Consider the following 21,349-nt stretch of genomic DNA (forward strand, 5'->3'; position numbering starts at 1 on the left):
AAGGTATATTGTGAGTCCTAATTTTCTTGTTCTTCTCGCTGCTTATAACGGCATGAAATGGATATCTGATCAGGTTCATTCCATACTCAATCAGAATGAGGTTTCTGTAACGCTGATCATCAGCATTGATAGCTCAAATGACGGAACGGAGGAGTGGGCTATTGCGTTGTCGGAGCGCAATCCGCAAGTCTTCATTCTTGAAACGGGCAAAAAATTTGGTGGCGCAGCCCCTAATTTTTTCCGGCTAATCAATGAAGCCTCGCTCAAGGAATTTGATTATTTTTCTTTTGCTGATCAAGATGATATCTGGTTGCCTAATAAGTTAATTGAGGCTGTTGAAGCTATGTCTTCCGCAGGTGCTGAGGGCTATTCAAGTAATGTCACCGCATTTTGGCCTGATGGTAAAGAAAAACTCATCGTCAAGTCGCAACCACAAGTGCAATTTGACCATCTGTTCGAGGCCGCTGGGCCTGGTTGTACCTATGTCTTTTCAAAAGAATTGTTTCGTGATTTGCAGAAACATGTTTCTAACCAGTTTTGGGAAGTTCAAAGCGTTACCCTTCATGACTGGTACTGCTATGCGTTCAGTCGTACTCATGGGTACAAGTGGATCATAGATAGTCGCTCTCACATGCTTTATCGGCAGCATAGTAACAATCAGGTTGGAGTGAATGCAGGCCTAAAAGCCTTTAAAGCTCGCCTATCGCAGGTTTTCAACGGTTGGTGGCTAAATCAAGCCGCTTTGATTTCAAGGTTAGTCGGCGTTGAAAATACTCCTTTCGTGCAACGTTGGATAAGCTTGCGCCGGGTCGCCCTCATTCGCTTAGCCTTCTCTGGTTATAAGTGCCGTAGGCGCGTTCGCGATAAGATCGTATTTACAGTGTTGTGCGTTATACTGGCAATTTTGAGACAAAAGAAATGACCAGAATAGTGGTTACCGGTGGTAGCGGATTTGTGGGAAAGCGCTTAATTGAAAAACTCGTAAGCGTTGCTGATTATCAGGTAGGCGCGATTGTTCGTCAGGTCCCCGCGCAACCTCTCAGCGCTGTGATTTATCATCTTGTGCCCGATTTTGCAGCTATCGATACGCATCACAATGCGTTAGAAGGCGCTGAAGTCGTGATCCATCTAGCGTCACGTGTCCACGTCATGAACGACACTGAGCTTGATCCTCTGGGTGCTTTTCGATTGGTGAACGTCGGATATACACTGAAATTGGCGCGCAGTGCAGCGGCGGCTGGTGCTAAGCGGTTTATCTTCATAAGCTCGGTAAAGGTCAATGGAGAGGGCTCCGGGCCTGGGTGTCCATACCGTGAAAATGATGTTCCTGCCCCTGTTGACGCGTATGGTATCTCCAAGATGGAAGCCGAAGCAGGCTTGCGCCTGATCGCTGCCGAAACAGGCCTGGAAGTTGTAATTATTCGTCCAGTACTCGTGTATGGTCCTGGTGTGGCCGCCAATTTCGAAAGCATGATGAAATGGTTACGAAGAGGTATACCGTTACCATTCGGTGCTATACATAATCAGCGCAGTCTGATCGCTTTGGATAATCTGGTCGATTTTATCATGACGTGCGTCAGTCATCCTGCGGCTCGCAACCAAACCTTTTTAGTGAGTGATGGCGAAGATGTTTCCACTACTCAACTACTACAAAAATTGGCAAATGTGTTAAACAGTCCGGCACGACTGCTGTCTGTGCCTGAGTGGGTGCTGAAAGCTAGCGCTAAGTTTTTGGGTAAGAAAGCTCTTTCTCAACGGCTCTGTGGTTCTCTTCAAGTAGATATTACTAAAGCTCGCTGCATGTTGGAGTGGAACCCAGTGATCAGTGTAGATCAGGGATTACGCAAGACTGCAGATCATTTTCTGAACGAGCGAAATAAATGAAGTATTGGTATGTTTTTCCCGTAGTTGCGCTGGCAGCTTTGCTTTTGACGTCGGTTTTAAGACAATATGCGTTGCGGCGCAGTATTATGGACGTCCCCAACGAACGAAGCTCCCACTCAGTTCCAACTCCTCGGGGTGGGGGAGTTGCGATTGTTGTGACGTTTTTGGTTTCCTTAGTCTTGCTAGGATATCTCCAAGTACAACCTTATGTCTGGCTAACTGGGTTACTAGGCTCTGGCAGCTTAGTCGCAGTGATCGGTTTCATGGACGACCATGGGCATATTGCTGCACGCTGGCGTCTATTGGGGCATTTTGTTGCGGCGCTATGGGCGCTGTTTTGGCTCAATGGATTACCAACGTTCAGTATTCTAGGATTTTCTATTGATTTGGGTTGGATAGGTCATGCGCTTGCAGCATTTTATCTAGTATGGATGCTCAACCTTTACAACTTTATGGATGGTATAGACGGCCTAGCCAGTGTTGAGGCTATCAGTGCCTGCTTAGGGATGTGCGCCATCTACCTTTTTTTCGGTTTTGATAATTTGATTTGGGCTCCAGCAATACTTGCGATGGCGGTAGCCGGCTTTCTTTTTTGGAACTTTCCTCCGGCTAAAATATTCATGGGCGACGCAGGTAGCGGTTTCCTGGGGATTACGTTGGGTATCCTGTCGCTCCAAGCGGCATGGGCTGAGCCAGGCTTTATCTGGGCTTGGCTGATTATGCTCGGCATATTCATTTGCGATTCGACCTTTACCTTGGTCCGCAGATTGCTGCGAGGGGAGAAGGTATATGAGGCCCACCGAAGTCATGCTTACCAGTTTGCATCGCGTAATTTTGGTAGACATTTACCTGTTACAATGGCCGTGCTTTGTATAAACATTTTTTGGTTATTGCCGATTGCTTTTTTAGTCATGGAGTTTCGATTCACAGGTTTTGTTGGATTGGTTTTTGCGTACGCTCCGCTCATTTATTTGGCGGTTAAATTTAACGCGGGCGCAGTTGAGCGTTCTAACGTAAAGTGAGTTGAAAGTCTTGGTCTTAATAGTGTGCCCAAGGCACGCGGTGCGCGTCTCTGTACGCTCAGAGGCAGATAATAAAGAACGGCGGGCAACTTATGGATAAAGTCAGATTATTTCTATTGGGCCTTTCGCGCCGACAAAAGCGTTTCATCCAGGTTGGGACGGACGTAGTGCTGGTCTGGCTGTCCTTGTGGATGGCTTTTCTCGTTCGCCTAGGCATTGACGAAATGATAAATCCCGTCAGCCGCCACCTCTGGCTGTTTCTCGTTGCTCCAGTGGTATCCGTCCCTCTGTTCATTCGCTTCGGGATGTATCGTGCGGTAATGCGTTATTTTGGTAATGACGCATTAATAGCAATCATCAAGGCCGTCAGCTTGTCAGCCCTTATCCTTGGTGTAGTTGTTTATTGGTACAGCAATCATCAAAACGTGGTTCCACGCTCGATCATTTTTAACTATTGGTGGCTTAGCCTAATCATGATTGGTGGGCTGCGCCTAGCGATGCGTCAGTATTTTCTGGGCGACTGGTTTGCCGCATCGCAACACGTGCCATTCACCAATCGTGACAATGGTCTACCACGTGTTGCTATTTATGGTGCAGGTGCTGCGGGTAACCAATTAGTCGCTGCTTTGCGCATGGGTAGAGTGATGCGGCCGGTAGCGTTTATTGATGATGACACCAGTATCGCGGAGCGTGTCATTTCAGGCCTGCAGGTCTACAAACCCAAGCACATCCAACGCATGATCGATGCCACTGGCGCGCAGGAGATCCTACTTGCTATACCGTCTACCAATCGTGTTCGCCGGCGTGAAATCCTTGGTTTTCTCGAAGGCTTTCCACTACATGTTCGCAGTGTCCCGGGGTTTATGGACTTGGCCAGCGGTCGGGTTAAGGTGGATGACATTCAGGAAGTTGACATCGCTGACTTACTTGGACGTGATGCTGTACCTGCGCAGAACGAGTTGCTGGAACACTGTATCAAGGGGCAATGCGTACTGGTGACAGGGGCCGGTGGGTCGATCGGTTCAGAGCTCTGCCGGCAGATTCTTACCTTGCGCCCGACCATATTGCTGCTGCTTGATCACAGCGAGTTCAACCTATACAGCATCCTTTCGGAGCTGGAGCAACGTATCACTCGCGAGTCGCTGCCAGTTAAGTTGTTGCCGATTTTGGGATCTGTGCGCGATCATTCCAAATTGCTGGATGTGATGAGCACATGGCACGTAGACACTGTTTACCATGCTGCGGCTTACAAGCATGTCCCGATGGTTGAACACAATATCGCCGAAGGTGTGTTGAATAATGTAATCGGCACTCTTAATACAGCACAGGCAGCGTTGCAGGCTGGCGTATCGAACTTTGTGCTGATCTCCACTGACAAAGCGGTGCGCCCGACCAATGTAATGGGTAGTACGAAGCGCCTAGCAGAGCTGACCTTGCAAGCTCTCAGTCGTGAATTGACACCGGTATTGTTCGGCGACGAGTGGAATATCTCAAGAAATAACAAGACCCGCTTCACCATGGTGCGTTTCGGCAATGTCTTGGGCTCTTCGGGCTCTGTAATTCCGCTTTTTCACAAGCAGATCAAGTCTGGCGGCCCGCTCACGGTGACCCACCCTAAAATTACTCGCTATTTTATGACGATTCCCGAAGCTGCACAGTTGGTGATTCAGGCTGGGTCAATGGGGTTGGGCGGTGATGTGTTCGTTTTGGACATGGGCGAGCCAGTTAAAATTGTCGAACTCGCAGAGAAAATGATTCATTTGTCTGGCTTGAGTATTCGCTCTGAGAAGAATCCTCATGGAGACATTTCAATTGAGTTCTCGGGGTTGCGCCCAGGAGAAAAGCTTTATGAGGAGTTGCTTATTGGTGACAACGTAGTCGCAACGCAACATCCTATGATCATGAGTGCTAACGAAGATCACTTGGTGTGGGATGCTCTTAAACTCAAACTGAAGGAGCTGCTGGTAGCGGTGGAGCAAGACGACTATCCACGCGTTCGTCAGATATTGCGCGAAACTGTAAGCGGCTACGCCCCAGACGGCGAAATCGTTGACTGGATCTACCAGCAAAGACGTCTGGAACCGTGAGGGTATTCGAACCACTCCTTTTTGATCATATTATTTAATGACTTAGCCGCTTCCGAGCGGCTTTGTTGTTTCGTAAGCGCTTCATGAACCTCACTTAGTTAAAAGTGGGTGGCGCGCTTAACTGTGGGTCGAGGCTGCAGTTCCGCGGCAACAGGGCTTCGTAGTCTTCAACCGAGGATGCCTGTGGCGGGCGCACCAGTGCGTGGCGCAGCCACGCATAGGCTGTTGGCCGTTGGCTTTGGCGGTCTCGGCCAGGCTTTAGAGTTGAGCACTCGCCGTCGCGCCTTTGGCCGTGTCGCTGAACCGCCAGTTCTTGCGTCCGATAACGAACGGTCTGATCGCACGCTCTCCCGCATTGTTGTCGATCGGCAAGTAACCGGCTTCGGTGTAACGCGCCAACTTGATCCAGTTGCTGGCCAGGTAGCTGATGGCTTTGCCCAGTGCATTCTGCACCGTCATTTGTGGCTGGGTTTTCTCCAGCCATATATGCAACTGCGCCAACACCGGCAGGCTGTTTTGCTGTCGGCTTTCGTGGCGATGTTCATCGCCTACTTCTTTTAAATCTCGCCCGATACCGTACAGCTTGTTGACCAGATTCAGGGCAATATCCGCCCGCCCGGTTTTGCCTTTAGGCTGCACCTTTTGCGCTTCGACGAACTTACGGCGAGCGTGTGCCCAGCAGCCCATACGTTCGACAGCAGGCCGCACACCCGGCCCGTTGTAACCGGCGTAATCATCGGTCATCAGGTAGCCGCGATAACCTGCGAGCAAGCGCGACGGAACCTCCTGCGCTCGGCTGGTCGAGTAGTCAAAAAAAATCACTGGCTGATTCGGCGGCCCGCCGGTTTGCACTTAAATCCAGGATAGAGATAGACTTTTTCGAATTTTGCGTCGGGCACATGAGTTGCTGGCTCCAGAGGGAATCGGGAGCACAGCATCCGGGATCATCTGGTCGCTTCAAATGTGGGGCTCATGGAGCGGTTACGATTGTTTTCTCCACGAAAGGTGTGTCCTCCGTGTTCAGGCTGGTCCTGAATCTACAAGGATCAACAAAAACTGCAAGCACAGGGAATGCGACAGTTACCATTAACGGTACTCCGGTGGCAACAATACCTGTCGCCCAGCTTGGAACCGAGTTAGTGAAACTAGATATACAGCTGCAGACCATTGCCCCTGCGGACACCTACACCATCAACCCCGCTGACACCTGCAGCGACATGGGTTTGCGTCGGCGGTGTTTGAGTTGCAAACGGTAGAGTCATGACGCAGGATCTAGCAAAATAGCCGATGTCGCAGACGGCAACCGATGATAGTTGCCGTCCACCCTAATTCAGGACTCAGTCCCGAATGAGCGGGTGACTATGATCGCGGACATCCCTTAGTGTATTGTTTGGCGCCACTGGAAAACTCATAAATCATGCAAGTTACGATTTCGCCCGACTCAAGCTCAGTCTGCCAAACACTCACGCCTCCACCAGATTCAGCGCGAATCATCCCGGAGGAGTAGGGTTGATTATCAAGCTTGAAGGTCCTGTATTGATTGTCTTCTAGAGACGAAACGTCTAAATCTAAGCCTGTCTCCTTACCATCCTTGGTTGTGAATGTGACCTTGGCCGCCCCTTTGTTTTTGCGTACGTGTGTTGCAAACAGAACGCTAACAGAACGTAGGAGTGCGTCGCTTTTCAGGTGCTGTGTGTCGAAGCGTAAAATTATCGGATCGGCTGTCGACAATTGCGCGCTGGGTGTAATTTTTGCTGGAATGACTGGTTGTTGCTCGGCCCCAATGAAATATCTGGATATTAAAAGCGAGCTAGTAACGTACGTTGAAAAGAGGAATAGGATGGCTAGCATTCCTGCGTTTAAATATCGGATTGCGACGTATTTTTTGTTTTGGTCGTTTCCTATTGAATATGCGAATAAAAGTGCCGGTATGAGTAGATACCTACCTTGCACCCCCTGGATTAGCGTAGCTGGGTGTTGTAATGCGTTCCACTGTATTAGAAGCGCTACAAAGGTTAATCCAATAGATGCAATGCCACACGCAATCAAAAGCGCTATGTAAATGCCTACGTTCTTTACCCTGGCTGTCAGAATGGATAGCGCGAGAATTATAATTATTAGGGTGTATATAGTTTCGTATATTGTTAATGGAAACTTGGTATCAAGCCAGCCTAGAATACCCACAAAGGATTGCAAATAGAACGTTCGGAGCGTGTCATCCATAATCGTGTGGAATATTACTCGGACGAGCGCTATAGGGTCCTTTATGTAGTAGGCAGCTATTGTAGCCGCAGATGGCGCCCCCTGGAATGTAATGTTGGTAGTTAGCTTTATCGAAACTAACATCCAAGATATCACGAATACCAAACAAGCCAAGCTTGCCGCAAGAATTTTTCTATCTCGTGTATAGAAGTAAGATGCGAATATTAAAGCGAAAAGTGGCAATGCATGCGCTCGACTTGACGTTACTATTAATACGCAAAATATCAAGGTGTAGCTTAAATATTTCTTTGATCTCTGTCGGTCTATTGTTATTCGTGAAAAGCACGAAATGGCAAGTATAAATATTGCTGTGGATATTCCATCTATTGTCGCTGTGGAAAATTGAAATAGGCTCATTGGCAGCACCAAAAGCGCTACAGCTATGATTGGTGGGCGATGAATTGAAAATGCCCATGCCAGCACTAAAGCTGTGCTGACAAGCACGAAGAACCTTGCCATTCTATAGGATGTATCGACAGTGAACCCGAATGCCTCTCCAGCGGCTAACCCTATCGCCTGCGGCGTATAAATCAAGGGGAAGTAATATCCTGTTCCTGACGGAGCGTCGAATTCTTTATGTCCAGTCCATCGCAAATTGTTAGCCTCATCTATCTCCACTTGTGACATTTTGGTATCAGGTCTGGAAATAAATTTACTGTAAGCTTGCAAGTAGGCACGCAGGCCTGAATCAATCATCCCCCCCGAGGAGCTACCCTCGGGTGTTTCAAGCATTAATTGGCCTTTGCCAAGCAGGTAAATTCTTTCCAGATGCGCTCCCTCGTCGGGCGACTGAAGAGGGGGTATTAGCATTGATAAAATAAAACACGTCATGAAGATTGCGGCGGTTAGCGGTACCCATGACACGTGCCGCTTCATCGTGGTTTGAGGTGAACCCGTCATGGCTATTGTATTCTCCATCATGATCTAAACGTCCTTAAGCTTTTACAGTAACTACAATGCCCACAATTATAAGCGCGACGCCAACCATATATTGTGGCTGAAAGCGCTCGCCGAAAACGAAATGGCTACCAATCGGGACTATTACAAATGCCAAAGCCATGAGGGGATATATCTTTCCAAGGTCCGCTCGCTGCAACACGTAGACCCATAGAATAGTTGTCAGTCCATATAGTGCGAACGCAGAGAAAAGAACTGTCAGAGTTTGCATGTCAAACCATGATCCCGACTTACTAAGAGATGATGAGCTCATCTTGAATAAGATCTGGCCGGCGGCAATTCCAATTACACAAACTATAGCTAACAGATAAGTCACTTCAAGCTCCTTTTCTTGTGAAATGGTCGTTTAGGTATTGATGCAATATCATATCCGATAAATGCAAGCAATAACTGTACTCCGAGTATAAGAGGGAGCGATGAAATCATTACCTTACCTGCTGTAGCTGGCGTTCCTTGCTGTATGGATTCAATCCATCCAGAGATGCCGTACGAAAGGCCAAACAATATCAATAGAAGGCCGATAGGTAGCTCAAGTGAAGCCAGCGACATATCGCGTAAGTAATAGTTGTAGAAAATTCTCTTGCCGAAGTTTCTAACGTGTTTTACGAAGAACTCACCCACTATCTTTGAGATTTTGAGGTTTGATTCCTCGTCCTCGTATTTTGCTTCCATTGGCATATCTACAACTACTGCACGGACAGTGTTTAATCTGAATAGTATGTCAGTCTCGAAAAAGTACCGCTTACTGATTTTTTCAAATGGAAGATGTTTGGCTACGTCGGCATGTATAGCGGTATAGCCATTGGTTGGGTCGAATAAATCCCAGTAGCCAGACGACATTTTTGTCATGAAAGAAAGCACAGCATTGCCAAAGAGTCGAACTCTTGGCATCGCTCGGACGCTTTCCAAATCGAAAAATCGGTTACCCTTCGTATAGTCAGCGTGACCTGAGATGATTGGCTCAACGAAATATGGAATTAGACTAGGGTCCATTTGCCCATCACCGTCCACTTTGACGATGATATCAACGCCTTCTTCAATGGCAGCTCTGTAACCAGACATAACTGCACCACCCACACCCTGGTTTACCTCATGGCGAATTATTCTGACGCGAAGGTCATCACAGTGCGCCTCCACAAAGTCTCCTGATTGCTCAGGACATAGATCATCTACGACGTAGATTCTTTCTACCTCATTTCCTATCCCGGAAATCACTTCAAGTATGTGTTTCTTGACCCTGTAGCTAGGGATGACAACCGCGATGCGTTTATCGGCTTCCATTAAATAAGTCTCGCTTAGTTGGTAGAGCGGGTGCTGGTTAGCAAGGTCGATGGAGAGCCCTTCGAATTCCGTTTGCTGGTCATAACCGCTCCATAAAATGCTCAATTTCGTAGGGTGAACACGTTGGGGCGGACGGCAATGATCGCTTTTTTTTTACCAAAAGTCCCGTATCAGATACTTATGGCTATTGGGCCGAACGTGTGTGATGGCGGTTAGGAACCGCCTCGCTCGGTCGGGCGGTTTCATTGTGACTTTACGACTGCCTTCGTGAATCGCGGTTGCGCACTGTTTGGGCATCGTTGTAGTGAGTGTCAGGCGCTTTTAGCGAGCGGTACAGATTCCCGCTTGCATGAGGTGCTAGGAACCGTGAGTTAACACTCTGTTACTCACCCATTTTTGACACCCTCCACCCATTGCCTAACGTAGAAAAGCAGCTTCGGAAAAGCTGCTTTTTCTCACACCGATGTCATGGAGCGTCACCAATGCAAAACCTTTACATTTCCTCGCTAATCTTCGCCTTCCTTACCTCCTTCTCCATCGCCACCATCGCTGCGCCTTCCATCAAGCCGGAAGCCCTTACCCCGATCGCCGCCCAAATGACCAAGCCCGAGCAATCCACCAAGGTCAACCTCAACGCCGCCGACGCCGAAACCCTGCGCCGTGATCTGTTTGGTATCGGCGCTTCCAAGGCGAAGGCAATCGTTGCGTATCGCGAAAGCAACGGTCCGTTTACGGCGGTGGATGAGCTACTGGAAGTGAAGGGTATCGGCAAGGCACTGCTGGAGAAGAATCGCGACAGGTTGGTTATCAACTGAGGATGTGAATATCGCCCAGAAGGCCGGTCATTGACCGGCCTTTCCTTTATCGGGCTTGCGTCTATTTCTTTTCAATCATGCATTGGCATGAAACGTGATTACATCCATCTCAACGATTGTTCAACAATCTTGAGGTAACCATGACACTTAGCTTGTCGTTAGCCGACCAAATAGCCCTGGAACTACGCGCCGACATCATCGGCGGACGTTTGCTGCCGGGTGTTTCGCTCGTCGAGGCGGAGTTAGTCAAGGCATACAACGCCTCACGCAATACCATCCGTGAGGCGCTGCATCGCCTGGGCCAAGAAGGCCTTACCCGCTATGTCCGCAACAAGGGCGTAATGGTTCGGCGCCTGGAGCGAGCAGAGGTGCGTGATCTCTTTGTAGTCCGCCGCACCCTGGAGTTGCGGGCAATAGCACAATGTGGCCCGCTGACAGACGCTCAATCAGGCCGTATGCAAAACGCCATTGACGCCACCACCCTGGCCCGGGAGCGCGAGGATTGGCGAGCGGTGGCCACCCACAGTCTTGTGTTCCACCAACAGATCGTCGCGTTGATGGGCAGCCCGTTGTTCGACGAGTTCTTCGCCCAGGTGATTGCCCAGTTGCGCCTCGTGTTTTGCGCTGCACCGGATGAGCAGTGTTTCCAGTCGCCCTGGCTGGAGCGCGACCTAGAGATATACACGCTGTTAACCAGCAACCAAACCCAGGCTGCCAGCGAGGCGATGAGCCTTTACCTGGACGATTCCGAACACCTTTCTCTTGCCCTGTTTGATCACCCTTGATAGAGGATTGCCCCATGTACAAAGACTATCCCGCCGCTTACCAGGTCAGCAAAGGTTCGGCGTTGCAGGTGGATACGGCGTTCTATGAGCGTATTCGTGATCAGAAAGGCCAGCGTACGTTGATCGAACAGTTCGAGGTGCCGATTCGAACGGGGAGGGCGTGGAAGGTGCCGGCCGGGCATGTGTTTCGGGTGACTACGCCGGTGGGGCCGCAGGTGGGGGATTTCAACGTGTGGAACGCCAACGACCCGCGCGAACGCTTGTGGGCTGCGCGCACCCGACAGCTGCAAGGCGCCCATGTCAGCACCCATGACCGCTTGTGGTCGAACCTGCCCTTTCTAAGACCCTTGGTCACGATTACCGATGACAGCCTGGCCAGCTACGGCATTGATGAACACGGTGGGCGTTTGCACGATTTGTTGGGCACGCGGTGCGATCCCTATGTGAACCGTATGCTGACCGGTGAGGACTTCCACCACCACTGCCACTCGAACCTGACCCGTGCGGTATTGCCCCATGGCCTGACTGAGTTCGACGTGCATGACGTGTTGAATATTTTCCAGTGCACTGGCCTCAATCACGATGACATGTACTTCATGAAGGCCTGTCCGGCGCAGAAGGGTGATTACTTGGAGTTTTTTGCCGAGATTGATTTGCTGTGTGCATTGTCGACGTGCCCGGGCGGGGATTTGTCGTTGCCGATGTGGGGGCCGGAAGCGCAGGACCCGTTGACGGTGTGTCGGCCGTTGGGGGTTGAGATCTATAGGCTGGAGGATGAGTTGCTCAGTGGCTGGAGCCAGCCTGAGCGTGCGGCCTATAAGGGGCAACATGGGTTGCATATTGCCAAGGCGGAATGGGAGTAGGGGGCTGCTTCGCAGCCCAGCGGGAGCAAGCTCCCTCGCCACGGGGGAATAAGCGTTTATCGGTCTTGCGCATCCTTGGCATCCGCCTGGGCATTGCGCTCGGCCACGCGTTTGCGTTGTTCGTCGGTGAGTTCCACTTTGTTGGCGCTGTCACGCAGCATCATCAGCCCACCGACGATCGACCCGATCGCTACCACCATAATCAACCACGCATACCACGGCATAAGGGCTCTCCTTGAGGCAGATGACCGTCGAAGAATTCTCCTACGGTGATAACTGCTTTGAGTAACGGGCTTTCTGAGTAGTTCAGTGTAGGCCCGTTCTGCCTCGCTGGCTCTATAGTCCTGTCAACATCGCATCCGCGGGGGCATCGGCCCGGTCCTGTGCGGTGAGTTGGAAGTAGACGAAGCCCACCAGCATGAAGCCCAGGAAGATCAACCCGATCAAGACATTGAACCAGGCCATCGCCACCAGGCACACCAGGGCTAGTACCAATGCGATACCCGGCACGATGGGGTAGCCCGGCGCACGGAAGGTGCGTTCCAGCAGTGGCTCGGTCTTACGCAGTTTGAACAGGCTGAGCATGCTCATGATGTACATGACGATAGCGCCGAACACCGCCATGGTGATCATGGCGGCGGTCAGGGTCATGCCGCCCAGGTTGATCAGGCCGTCGCTGTAGATGGCGGCGATGCCGACCACGCCGCCGGCGAGGATGGCGCGGTGGGGTGTCTGAAAACGCGAGAGTTTGGCCAGGAAGGAGGGCAGGTAACCGGCGCGGGCGAGGGCGAAGAACTGGCGCGAGTAACCGAGGATGATGCCGTGGAAGCTTGCTACCAAACCGAACAGACCAATCCATACCAGCATGTGCAGCCAGCCGGAGCTTTCGCCGACTACGGTTTTCATCGCCTGGGGCAGTGGGTCGTTGATGTTCGACAGGGTGCGCCAGTCACCCACGCCACCGGCGAAGAACATCACGCCCATGGCCAGGATCACCAGGGTCAGGATGCCGCTGATGTAGGCTTTTGGAATCGTACGCTTGGGGTCCTTGGCTTCTTCGGCCGCCATGGCCGCGCCTTCGATGGCGAGGAAGAACCAGATGGCGAAGGGGATCGCAGCAAACATCCCGGCAATTGCCGGCGCGCCGAAGGTATCGGAACCGGCCCAGCCATTTAGGGCGAAGTTGCTGAAACTGAACGCGGGGGCGACCACGCCCATGAATACCAGTAGTTCGGCGACGGCGAGTACGCACACCACCAGCTCAAAGGTCGCGGCCAGTTTGACCCCGAGGATGTTCAGGCCCATGAACACGATATAGGCGCCGACGGCAGCGTGCTTGGGGTCGAGTGCCGGGAACTGCACGTTCAGGTAGGCGCCGATGGCCAGGGCAATCGCGGGCGGGGCGAAGACGAATTCGATCAAGGTGGCCAGGCCGGCAATCAAGCCTCCTTTCTCACCGAAGGCGCGACGGCTGTAGGCAAAGGGGCCTCCTGCGTGGGGAATGGCGGTAGTCAGCTCGGTGAAACTGAAGATAAAGCAGGTGTACATCGCGGCGACCATCAATGAGGTCACCAGAAAGCCCAAGGTACCGGCCACGCCCCAGCCATAGCTCCAGCCGAAGTACTCGCCGGAGATCACCAGCCCGACGGCGATACCCCATAAATGCAGGGTGCCCAAGGTGGGTTTGAGGTGTGTGGTCATGGTGGGGTGCTCCCTGAAGGGGTTGGAATGATTCAGGGTGTTGCAGTGGACATGCCACTTCCCAAAGTGCTGTCGTAAAGCGGTGCGAGTGTCGTTGGCAGGATGGTTTGGCGTTTGAAACTGTATGGCGATGCACCAGGTAGGGGCGGTGGTGGCTGGGCTGGCGTTATCGGGAGCAAGCCCCCTCCCACATTTTGATCGCGTTGCCAATGCGCGCCTGCGGGGCGTCTGACCCCTGTATAAAGCCCGCATAAAGCCATTCTTTACGCCATCTTTACGGCCCTCCCACCCCCTCGCTCTCGTTCCTTTACACCCCTCCTGCGGACAATGGCCTCACACGCGGCACTCGGCCGTTAAACGGAGAAACTTCCATGAGCGTTCTGGACGGGGTGTCACTGCTATTGGCCGTGGCGCTGTTCATTTATCTGCTGGTTGCGCTGTTACGCGCGGATCGGAACTAGGAGCGGGCTATGCACAGTTATGACTATTGGCTGATCATCGCCTTCTTTGCCGTGGTACTGGTGCCGGCACCGTTCCTGGGGCGGTTCTACTACAAGGTGATGGAAGGCCAGCGCACCTGGCTCAGCCCAGTACTGGGGCCGGTGGAAAACGCCTGTTATCGCTTGTCGGGTGTGGATGCACAGCAGGAACAGAGCTGGCAGAAGTACATGCTGGCCTTGCTCGCATTCAACCTCGCGGGTTTTTTGCTGCTGTTCTCGATCCTGTTGTTCCAAGGCTCCCTCCCGCTGAACCCGCAAAAACTGCCGGGCCAGGAATGGACCCTGGCGTTCAACACCGCCGTCAGTTTCATGACCAACACCAACTGGCAGAACTACAGCGGTGAGGCGTCCCTGAGCTACCTCAGCCAGATGGTCGGCCTGACTGTGCAGAACTTCGTCAGTGCGGCGACTGGCCTCGCCGTCCTGGTCGCCTTATGCCGTGGGATTGGTCGCAAATCTGCCCAGACGCTGGGCAATTTCTGGGTCGACATGACCCGCGCCACCCTCTACGGCCTGTTGCCGTTATGCCTGGTGCTGGCGCTGTTTCTGGTATGGCAGGGCGTGCCGCAAACCTTCGCCCATTACATTGATGCCGTGACGATGCAGGGCGTGGACCAAGTCATCCCCCTGGGCCCGGCGGCCAGCCAGATTGCGATCAAGCAACTGGGTACCAACGGCGGCGGTTTCTTCGGTGTGAACTCGGCGCATCCGTTTGAAGATCCGACGGCCTGGTCAAACTTGTTCGAAGTAGCGTCGATCATCCTGATCCCTGTGGCGCTGGTGTTTACCTTCGGCCATTACGTCAAGGACCTGCGCCAGAGCCGGGCGATCCTCGCCTGCATGCTGGCGCTGTTCCTGATCGGCGGCGCGACGTCGCTGTGGTCCGAATACCAGCCCAATCCAACCCTGAACCACCCGGCCGTGGAGCAAACCGCACCGCTGGAAGGCAAGGAAACCCGCTTTGGCACCACCGGTACCGTGCTGTGGTCGGTGACCACCACCGCGGCGTCCAACGGTTCGGTCAACGGCATGCAGGACAGTCTCAGCCCCCTGAGCGGGATGGTGGCGCTGGTTAACATGATGGTCGGCGAAGTGATCTTCGGCGGTGTCGGTGCCGGCATGTACGGCATGTTGCTCAACGTGTTGATCGCCGTATTCCTCGCCGGCCTGATGATTGGCCGCACCCCGGAATACCTGGGCAAGAAACTCCAGGCCAAGGAAGTGCAATTGCTGGTGGTGACCCTGCTGGTGATGCCGGTCGGTGTGCTGGTGCTGAGTTCCATCGCCGCCAGCCTGCCAGGCCCGGCAGGTGCCATCAGTAACCCCGGGCCCCACGGGTTCAGCCAGTTGCTGTACGCCTACACCTCGGCCAGTGCCAACAACGGTTCGGCGTTTGCCGGCCTCGGCGCCAATACCGCGTTCCATAACCTGATGCTTGGCCTGGGCATGTTGATCGGCCGCTTTGGCTACATCCTCCCGGTACTGGCCCTGGCCGGCAGCCTGGCGATGAAGAAGGCCGCACCGATTGGCCAGAACAGCTTCCCCACCCATGGCCCGTTGTTCGTGACCTTGTTGACCGTGACCATTTTGCTGGTGGGCGGCCTGACTTTCCTGCCGACGCTGGCGTTGGGTCCTATCGCTGAACACTTGAGCATGGGCTTCTAGTTAAGGGATATGAAAATGAATATGCCTGCAAAAAACGCGGCCCCGGTCAAACCCCGGGAGCCTGCCAAAACCGCCATCTCGGCGCTGTGGCGCCCGGCGCTGGTCCAGGCCTTCGTCAAGCTCGACCCACGCCAACTGCAGCGCTCGCCGGTGATGCTGGTGGTCGAACTGACCGCCATCCTCACCACCGTATTGTGCTTCGTGCCCGATACCACCGTGCCGACCTTTGTCGCCGTGCAAATCGCGGTGTGGCTGTGGTTCACCGTGCTGTTCGCCAACTTCGCCGAAGCCCTGGCCGAAGGCCGTGGCAAGGCCCGCGCCGACAGCCTCAAGGCCGGCAGCGAAGGCTTGAGCGCTCGGCGCCAGGAGGCCGATGGCAGCTTCAAGGTGGTGCCGGCTACCAGCCTGCGCAAAGGCGATGTGGTACGTGTTGCCGCCGGGGAAATGATCCCCGGTGACGGCGAGGTCGTCGAAGGGATTGCGGCGGTCAACGAAGCGGCGATTACCGGCGAATCCGCCCCGGTGATCCGCGAGTCCGGCGGCGACCGTTCGGCCGTCACCGGCAACACGCGGCTGGTGTCGGACTGGCTGCTGATTCGCATCACCGCCAACCCGGGTGAGTCCACCCTGGATCGCATGATCGCACTGGTGGAAGGTGCCAAACGCCAGAAAACCCCCAACGAAGTCGCGCTGGATATCCTGCTGATCGGCCTGACCCTGATCTTCCTGCTGGTGGTGGTGACCCTGCAACCGTTCGCCCACTTCGCCAATGGCAGCTTGCCCCTGGTGTTCCTGGTCGCACTGCTGGTGACGCTGATTCCGACCACCATTGGTGGCTTGCTGTCGGCCATCGGGATTGCCGGCATGGACCGCCTGGTGCGCCTCAACGTGATCGCCAAGTCCGGTCGCGCCGTGGAAGCGGCGGGGGACGTGCATGTATTGTTGCTGGACAAGACCGGCACCATCACCTTCGGTAACCGCCGCTGCTCGGCGGTGGTCGCCGCGCCTGGCGTCAGTGGCCGGGAATTGGCAGAGGGCGCGTTGCTGGCGTCACTGGCCGATGATACGGCGGAGGGCAAATCCATCGTCGAATACCTGCGTGCCTTGCACCCGCAGGCCGAGCCGAGCCTGGATGAGTTGACCGCTGTACCCTTCAGCGCCGAGACCCGCTTGTCGGGTGTCGACTACCAGGGCCGCGTATTCCGCAAAGGCGCGGTGGATTCGCTGCTGGCGTTTATCGGCCAGCAACGCAGCGAGCTTTTACCGCCACTGTCGCGGGAAATCGACAAGATCGCTCAAAGCGGCGGTACACCTTTACTGGTGTGTGCCGATGGCAAGTTGCTCGGTGCAATTCATCTCAAGGACGTGGTCAAGCCCGGCATCCGTGAGCGGTTTGCCGAGCTGCGCAAGCTGGGGATCCGCACCGTGATGGTCACCGGCGACAACCCGCTGACCGCCGCCGCAATTGCCGCTGAAGCCGGTGTGGACGACGTGCTGGCCGAGGCCACGCCGGAGAAGAAACTCGCGCGTATTCGCCATGAGCAGAACGACGGCCGCCTGGTTGCCATGTGTGGCGACGGAGCCAACGACGCCCCGGCGCTGGCCCAGGCCGACGTCGGCATGGCCATGAACGACGGTACCCAGGCTGCACGCGAAGCCGCCAACATGGTCGACCTCGATAGCGACCCGACCAAGCTGTTGGACGTGGTGCAGATCGGCAAGGAATTGCTGGTGACCCGTGGCGCGCTGACAACATTCTCGATCGCCAACGACGTAGCCAAATACTTCGCGATCCTGCCGGCGCTGTTCGCCTCGATCTACCCGCAATTGGGCGTGCTCAACATCATGCACTTGCAGAGCCCGCAGAGCGCAATCCTGTCGGCCATTGTGTTCAACGCCTTGATTATCGTGGTGCTGATTCCTCTGGCGCTGCGCGGTGTGCGTGTGCAGGCAGCGAGTGCAGCGGCGTTGCTGCGACGTAACCTGCTGATCTACGGCCTGGGTGGGCTGTTGGTGCCGTTCGTGGGTATCAAGGCTATCGACATGCTGCTGACGGCGCTGCACCTGGTTTGACCTGTCTGATTTATTGAGGATTTGACCATGACAAAGATCATCCGCCCGGCCCTGAGTCTGCTGGTACTCATGACCCTGATCACCGGCGTCGCCTACCCGCTGGTGGTCACTGGCGTGGCACAGGTCGCGTTCCCCGACCAGGCCAATGGCAGCCTGGTGCGTGACGCCAGCGGCAAGGTGCGCGGCTCCAGCCTGATCGCACAGGACTTTACCGGCGACAACTGGTTTCACCCACGCCCGTCAGCCGGGGCTTTTGCGACGGTGTCCAGCAGTGCCAGTAACCTGGGGCCAAGCAATCCGGCTTTGGCGACCCGCGTATTCGAGGACGCCAGCAAGCAATCGGTGCCTGGCCAGGGGCCGGTGCCATTGGCCTCGCTGACTACCTCGGGCAGCGGTCTTGATCCACACTTGCCACCACAGGCGATTGCCTATCAACTGGCGCGGGTAGCGGCGGCGCGGAATGTGCCGGTGTCGACGTTGCAACGGTTGTTGGATGAGCACATCGAAAGCCCGTTGGTGGGGCCGCCGGTGGTAAACGTCCTGGCCCTGAACATGGCCCTGGAAAAACTCTGAACCCCTGTGGGAGGGGGCTTGCTCCAGATAGCGGTGGTTCAGTCGAAATATCTGTCGCTGATACACCGCTATCGGGAGCAAGTCCCCTCCCACAGTTGATCTTCATTGACCTGAAAATACCTGCCTGAAGGAACCCGCATGAGCGACTCCGGCCGCGCCGACGCCCTGTTAGCCGATCTGCCCCGTAACGGCCGTGGCCGGCTCAAAGTCTTCCTCGGCGCCGCCCCCGGCGTGGGCAAGACCTACGCCATGCTCCAGGCGGCCCACACCCAGTTGCGCCAAGGCGTAAGCCTGATTGCCGGTGTGGTCGAAACCCACGGCCGCGCCGAGACCGAAGCCTTGCTCAGCGGCCTGCCGCAACAACCGCTGCTACGCAGCGAGTACCGTGGCGTAATGCTTGAAGAAATGGACCTCGACGGCCTGCTCGCCGCCAAGCCCAAGCTGGTGCTGGTGGATGAGCTGGCCCACAGCAACGCCCCCGGCAGCCGCCATGAAAAGCGCTGGCAAGACATTCAGGAACTGCTCGCCGCCGGTATCAACGTGTTTACCACGGTCAACGTCCAGCATCTGGAAAGCCTCAATGATCAGGTGCGTGGCATTACCGGCGTGCAAGTACGTGAAACCCTGCCGGACTGGGTGCTGCAGGAGGCCGACGAACTGCTGCTGATCGACCTGCCTTCCCGCGAGCTGCTGGAGCGCCTGCGTGACGGCAAGGTCTACGTACCGGAGCAGGCGCGTGCGGCCATCGATGCGTTTTTTACCCAGACCAACCTCATGGCGCTGCGCGAGCTGGCCATGCAGACCGCCGCCGCCCACGTCGACGACGACCTGGCCCAGGGCTACCGCCAACTGGGCCAGGCCGCGCCCGCAGTCCGCGGGCGTTTACTGGTCGGCGTAGATGGCGATGCACAAGCCGAACGCCTGGTGCGCCATGCCAGCCGGGTGGCCCAGCGTCGGCATTTGCCCTGGAGCCTGGTGCATGTCGATAACGGCCGGGCGCGGGACGAGCAATCGCGCCTGCGCCTGCAGAACGCCCAGCAACTGGCGGAGCGGCTGGGTGGAGAAGTGGTGCTGCTGCGTGCCGGGGAAGTGGCCAAGACGCTGATCCAGCATGCCGCTGAACGCCGCGCCAGCTTGTTGCTGGTGGGGCAGTCGCGTATGCGCTGGCGGCGGCGCTTGTTCGGTGGCGGTTTGGCGGCGCGCCTGTTGCGCAATGCCCGAGGCTTGGAAATCAACGTCCTCGACAGCGATGACATGCCTGCACCGCCGCGGCTGCCGGATGTGCGTGGGCTGGTGTGGTTCGATTACGCCTTGGCCGTGGTTGCCACAGTGGTCGCTACAGCTGTGGCCTGGGCCGTATCCAGCCTACTGCCACTGCCGAATATCTCGCTGGTGTTTCTCGCTGCCGTGCTGCTGGTGGCGGTGCGCAGCAGCCTGGGGCCGTCCCTGGTGTGCGCGGCGCTGTCGTTCATGACCTACGACTTTCTGTTTATCCCGCCGAACTTTTCCTTCGCCATCCAGCGCGAAGAAGATGTGCTGACACTGCTGTTCTTCCTGCTGATGGCGGCCTTGACCGGTAACCTCGCTGCACGTCAGCGTCGTCAGTTGCAGGCGCTGCGTGATACCCAGGAAGAAACCAGCGAGCTGCTCGACCTGTCGCGCAAGCTCACCGCCGCCACCGATCGCCAGGCCGTGATCAGTGCCGCTGCCCATCACCTGCAAGGTTGGAGCGATCTCGACCTGTGCCTGGTCAATCGCGATGGTCAGGGCGGCTGGAAGGTCGAGACCGGCGGCCCATTGACCCTCAGCGAAGCCGAGCGCGCTGCCGCCGATTGGGCCTGGCAGCATGACCAGCCCGCCGGCATGGGCACCGGCACCTTGCCGTTTGGGCGTTGGTGGTGGTGGCCGCTGTCGGGTGAAGAGGGGCCATTGGGCTTGCTCGGTGTCAGTGCCAAGCCGGGCCTGGAGTTGAGTGGCCAGCGTCGGCGCTTGCTCACTGCGTTGAGCCAGCCGCTGGCCCAGGCGCTGGCGCGGGCACAGCTGGGGCAGGAGTTGGAATCGGCGCGCCTGCACGGGGAAACCGAACAACTGCGCAGCGCTTTGCTTGCTTCAGTGTCCCATGATTTGCGCACGCCCTTGACCTCCATGCGCGGCAGCATCGACAGCCTGCTGGCCCTCGGTGAGGCCATTCCCCTGGAGGACCGCCGCGAGTTGCTCGAGGGTACCCGTGACGAAGCCGAGCGTCTGGACCGTTATATCCAGAACCTGCTGGACATGACGCGCCTGGGCCACGGTGCGCTGAAGCTGGCGCGCGACTGGGTATCGCCCGGCGATATCGTCGGCAGTGCCCTCGCACGCTTGCGCGCGGTGCTGGCACCCTTGCAGGTGCATACCGATGTGCCGCCGGAACTGCCGTTGTTGTATGTCCATGCAGCGTTGATCGAACAGGCATTGGTCAATGTGCTGGAGAACGCCGCACGTTTTTCGCCACCCCAGGGCCGCTTGCAGTTGAGCGCGGGCGTGGCCGACCACCAGCTGTTTTTTGCCGTGGCCGATGAGGGCCCGGGGATTCCCGAGGATGAGCGTGCGAAGATCTTCGACATGTTCTACACCGCTGCCCGCGGCGACCGGGGCGGGCAGGGCACCGGCCTCGGCCTGGCGATCTGCCAGGGCATGGTCGGCGCGCATGGCGGGCATATCAGCGTGGCCGATGGCATTGAAGGGCGGGGTACCTGCATCACTTTGTTTCTGCCATTGCCGACACAACCTGCCCTGGAATAAACCTTGAAGGAGCGAGCTTGCTCGCGAAGGTCGTTAACGATAATGATGGCGTCCTGAGTTTACGCGGTGCCTATGGGTTTTTCGCGAGCAAGCTCGCTCC

The 21,349-nt window shown here is 55.5% G+C and carries 17 protein-coding genes and 1 pseudogene; 12 read left to right on the forward strand and 6 right to left on the reverse strand.

What is annotated here, in order from left to right; all coding sequences use genetic code 11:
• Positions 1-10 precede the first annotated feature (10 nt).
• The 4 genes from KVH01_RS04370 to KVH01_RS04385 all read left to right on the forward strand — a co-directional run bounded on the left by KVH01_RS04370 (position 11) and on the right by KVH01_RS04385 (position 4,993).
• The gene (locus tag KVH01_RS04370) at positions 11-922 is read left to right on the forward strand and encodes a glycosyltransferase (RefSeq protein WP_318836564.1); all 912 of its coding nucleotides are present in this window, start codon (positions 11-13) and stop codon (positions 920-922) included.
• Positions 919-1,884 (forward strand): UDP-glucose 4-epimerase family protein, encoded by a 966-nt coding sequence (locus tag KVH01_RS04375; RefSeq protein WP_217880572.1) that lies wholly within the window; start codon positions 919-921, stop codon positions 1,882-1,884. Before KVH01_RS04370 ends, KVH01_RS04375 begins: the two co-directional genes overlap by 4 nt.
• Positions 1,881-2,906: an MraY family glycosyltransferase gene (locus KVH01_RS04380; protein ID WP_217880573.1), complete on the forward strand. Its 1,026-nt coding sequence runs from the start codon at positions 1,881-1,883 to the stop codon at positions 2,904-2,906. The genes KVH01_RS04375 and KVH01_RS04380 overlap by 4 nt, the downstream gene beginning before the upstream one ends.
• Before the next feature lie 92 nt (positions 2,907-2,998).
• A complete protein-coding gene (locus KVH01_RS04385; RefSeq protein WP_217880574.1) occupies positions 2,999-4,993 on the forward strand; it encodes a polysaccharide biosynthesis protein in 1,995 nt (664 codons plus the stop codon).
• Positions 4,994-5,087: 94 nt separating this feature from the next.
• Here KVH01_RS04385 and tnpC read toward each other — a convergent pair.
• From tnpC to KVH01_RS04405, 4 genes and pseudogenes are all read right to left on the reverse strand, one after another.
• Positions 5,088-5,845: pseudogene (gene tnpC / locus KVH01_RS04390) on the reverse strand (IS66 family transposase); the annotation flags it as partial.
• Between the two features lie 507 nt (positions 5,846-6,352).
• The gene (locus KVH01_RS04395; RefSeq protein ID WP_217880575.1) at positions 6,353-8,176 is read right to left on the reverse strand and encodes a DUF2142 domain-containing protein; all 1,824 of its coding nucleotides are present in this window, start codon (positions 8,174-8,176) and stop codon (positions 6,353-6,355) included.
• A 13-nt stretch (positions 8,177-8,189) separates the two neighbouring features.
• On the reverse strand, positions 8,190-8,528 hold the full coding sequence (locus KVH01_RS04400) for an EamA family transporter (protein ID WP_217880576.1): 339 nt from the start codon (positions 8,526-8,528) through the stop codon (positions 8,190-8,192).
• A complete protein-coding gene (locus KVH01_RS04405; protein WP_217880577.1) occupies positions 8,525-9,493 on the reverse strand; it encodes a glycosyltransferase family 2 protein in 969 nt (322 codons plus the stop codon). Before KVH01_RS04405 ends, KVH01_RS04400 begins: the two co-directional genes overlap by 4 nt.
• Before the next feature lie 482 nt (positions 9,494-9,975).
• Here KVH01_RS04405 and KVH01_RS04410 point away from each other — a divergent pair, with 482 nt between their 5' ends.
• The 3 genes from KVH01_RS04410 (at position 9,976) to KVH01_RS04420 (ending at position 11,956) form a co-directional block, all read left to right on the forward strand.
• Complete coding sequence (locus KVH01_RS04410; RefSeq protein ID WP_217880578.1) at positions 9,976-10,308, forward strand: ComEA family DNA-binding protein; 333 nt, start codon at positions 9,976-9,978, stop codon at positions 10,306-10,308.
• 140 nt (positions 10,309-10,448) lie between these two features.
• The gene (locus KVH01_RS04415; RefSeq protein ID WP_217880579.1) at positions 10,449-11,093 is read left to right on the forward strand and encodes a GntR family transcriptional regulator; all 645 of its coding nucleotides are present in this window, start codon (positions 10,449-10,451) and stop codon (positions 11,091-11,093) included.
• A 14-nt stretch (positions 11,094-11,107) separates the two neighbouring features.
• Positions 11,108-11,956, forward strand: a complete 849-nt coding sequence (locus tag KVH01_RS04420) for an urea carboxylase-associated family protein (protein ID WP_198844619.1) — start codon at positions 11,108-11,110, stop codon at positions 11,954-11,956.
• A 56-nt stretch (positions 11,957-12,012) separates the two neighbouring features.
• Here KVH01_RS04420 and KVH01_RS04425 read toward each other — a convergent pair whose 3' ends face one another.
• Complete coding sequence (locus KVH01_RS04425) at positions 12,013-12,180, reverse strand: DUF2897 family protein (RefSeq protein ID WP_003172675.1); 168 nt, start codon at positions 12,178-12,180, stop codon at positions 12,013-12,015.
• A gap of 112 nt (positions 12,181-12,292) precedes the next feature.
• Positions 12,293-13,657 (reverse strand): ethanolamine permease, encoded by a 1,365-nt coding sequence (eat, locus tag KVH01_RS04430; RefSeq protein WP_217880580.1) that lies wholly within the window; start codon positions 13,655-13,657, stop codon positions 12,293-12,295.
• 371 nt (positions 13,658-14,028) lie between these two features.
• Here eat and kdpF point away from each other — a divergent pair, with 371 nt between their 5' ends.
• The 5 genes from kdpF to KVH01_RS04455 all read left to right on the forward strand — a co-directional run bounded on the left by kdpF (position 14,029) and on the right by KVH01_RS04455 (position 21,249).
• Entirely contained in the window at positions 14,029-14,118 is a 90-nt protein-coding gene (gene kdpF, locus KVH01_RS04435; RefSeq protein WP_003218754.1) for a K(+)-transporting ATPase subunit F, read from the forward strand.
• 9 nt (positions 14,119-14,127) lie between these two features.
• Positions 14,128-15,822 carry a potassium-transporting ATPase subunit KdpA gene (gene kdpA / locus KVH01_RS04440; RefSeq protein ID WP_217880581.1) on the forward strand — a complete coding sequence of 565 codons (1,695 nt, stop codon included), beginning with the start codon at positions 14,128-14,130 and terminating at the stop codon, positions 15,820-15,822.
• 15 nt (positions 15,823-15,837) lie between these two features.
• Entirely contained in the window at positions 15,838-17,895 is a 2,058-nt protein-coding gene (kdpB, locus tag KVH01_RS04445) for a potassium-transporting ATPase subunit KdpB (RefSeq protein ID WP_217880582.1), read from the forward strand.
• A gap of 27 nt (positions 17,896-17,922) precedes the next feature.
• On the forward strand, positions 17,923-18,468 hold the full coding sequence (gene kdpC / locus KVH01_RS04450; RefSeq protein WP_217880583.1) for a potassium-transporting ATPase subunit KdpC: 546 nt from the start codon (positions 17,923-17,925) through the stop codon (positions 18,466-18,468).
• 138 nt (positions 18,469-18,606) lie between these two features.
• Positions 18,607-21,249 (forward strand): sensor histidine kinase, encoded by a 2,643-nt coding sequence (locus KVH01_RS04455; RefSeq protein WP_217880584.1) that lies wholly within the window; start codon positions 18,607-18,609, stop codon positions 21,247-21,249.
• The last annotated feature ends 100 nt before the right edge of the window (positions 21,250-21,349 follow it).

Origin of the sequence: Pseudomonas khavaziana (genome assembly GCF_019145205.1) — a bacterium.
In the GTDB taxonomy this organism is placed as follows: Bacteria; Pseudomonadota; Gammaproteobacteria; order Pseudomonadales; family Pseudomonadaceae; genus Aquipseudomonas; species Aquipseudomonas khavaziana.

Excerpts from the sequence above, each read along its gene's own strand:
- KVH01_RS04385 (WP_217880574.1), top strand. The coding sequence starts at position 2,999 with ATGGATAAAGTCAGATTATTTCTATTGGGCCTTTCGCGCCGACAAAAG.
- KVH01_RS04455 (WP_217880584.1), top strand. The coding sequence starts at position 18,607 with ATGAGCGACTCCGGCCGCGCCGACGCCCTGTTAGCCGATCTGCCCCGT.
- kdpB (WP_217880582.1), top strand. The coding sequence starts at position 15,838 with ATGAATATGCCTGCAAAAAACGCGGCCCCGGTCAAACCCCGGGAGCCT.
- kdpF (WP_003218754.1), top strand. The coding sequence starts at position 14,029 with ATGAGCGTTCTGGACGGGGTGTCACTGCTATTGGCCGTGGCGCTGTTC.
- kdpA (WP_217880581.1), top strand. The coding sequence starts at position 14,128 with ATGCACAGTTATGACTATTGGCTGATCATCGCCTTCTTTGCCGTGGTA.
- KVH01_RS04405 (WP_217880577.1), bottom strand. The coding sequence starts at position 9,493 with ATGGAAGCCGATAAACGCATCGCGGTTGTCATCCCTAGCTACAGGGTC.
- KVH01_RS04395 (WP_217880575.1), bottom strand. The coding sequence starts at position 8,176 with ATGATGGAGAATACAATAGCCATGACGGGTTCACCTCAAACCACGATG.
- KVH01_RS04415 (WP_217880579.1), top strand. The coding sequence starts at position 10,449 with ATGACACTTAGCTTGTCGTTAGCCGACCAAATAGCCCTGGAACTACGC.
- KVH01_RS04410 (WP_217880578.1), top strand. The coding sequence starts at position 9,976 with ATGCAAAACCTTTACATTTCCTCGCTAATCTTCGCCTTCCTTACCTCC.
- kdpC (WP_217880583.1), top strand. The coding sequence starts at position 17,923 with ATGACAAAGATCATCCGCCCGGCCCTGAGTCTGCTGGTACTCATGACC.
- KVH01_RS04420 (WP_198844619.1), top strand. The coding sequence starts at position 11,108 with ATGTACAAAGACTATCCCGCCGCTTACCAGGTCAGCAAAGGTTCGGCG.
- KVH01_RS04380 (WP_217880573.1), top strand. The coding sequence starts at position 1,881 with ATGAAGTATTGGTATGTTTTTCCCGTAGTTGCGCTGGCAGCTTTGCTT.
- eat (WP_217880580.1), bottom strand. The coding sequence starts at position 13,657 with ATGACCACACACCTCAAACCCACCTTGGGCACCCTGCATTTATGGGGT.
- KVH01_RS04425 (WP_003172675.1), bottom strand. The coding sequence starts at position 12,180 with ATGCCGTGGTATGCGTGGTTGATTATGGTGGTAGCGATCGGGTCGATC.
- KVH01_RS04375 (WP_217880572.1), top strand. The coding sequence starts at position 919 with ATGACCAGAATAGTGGTTACCGGTGGTAGCGGATTTGTGGGAAAGCGC.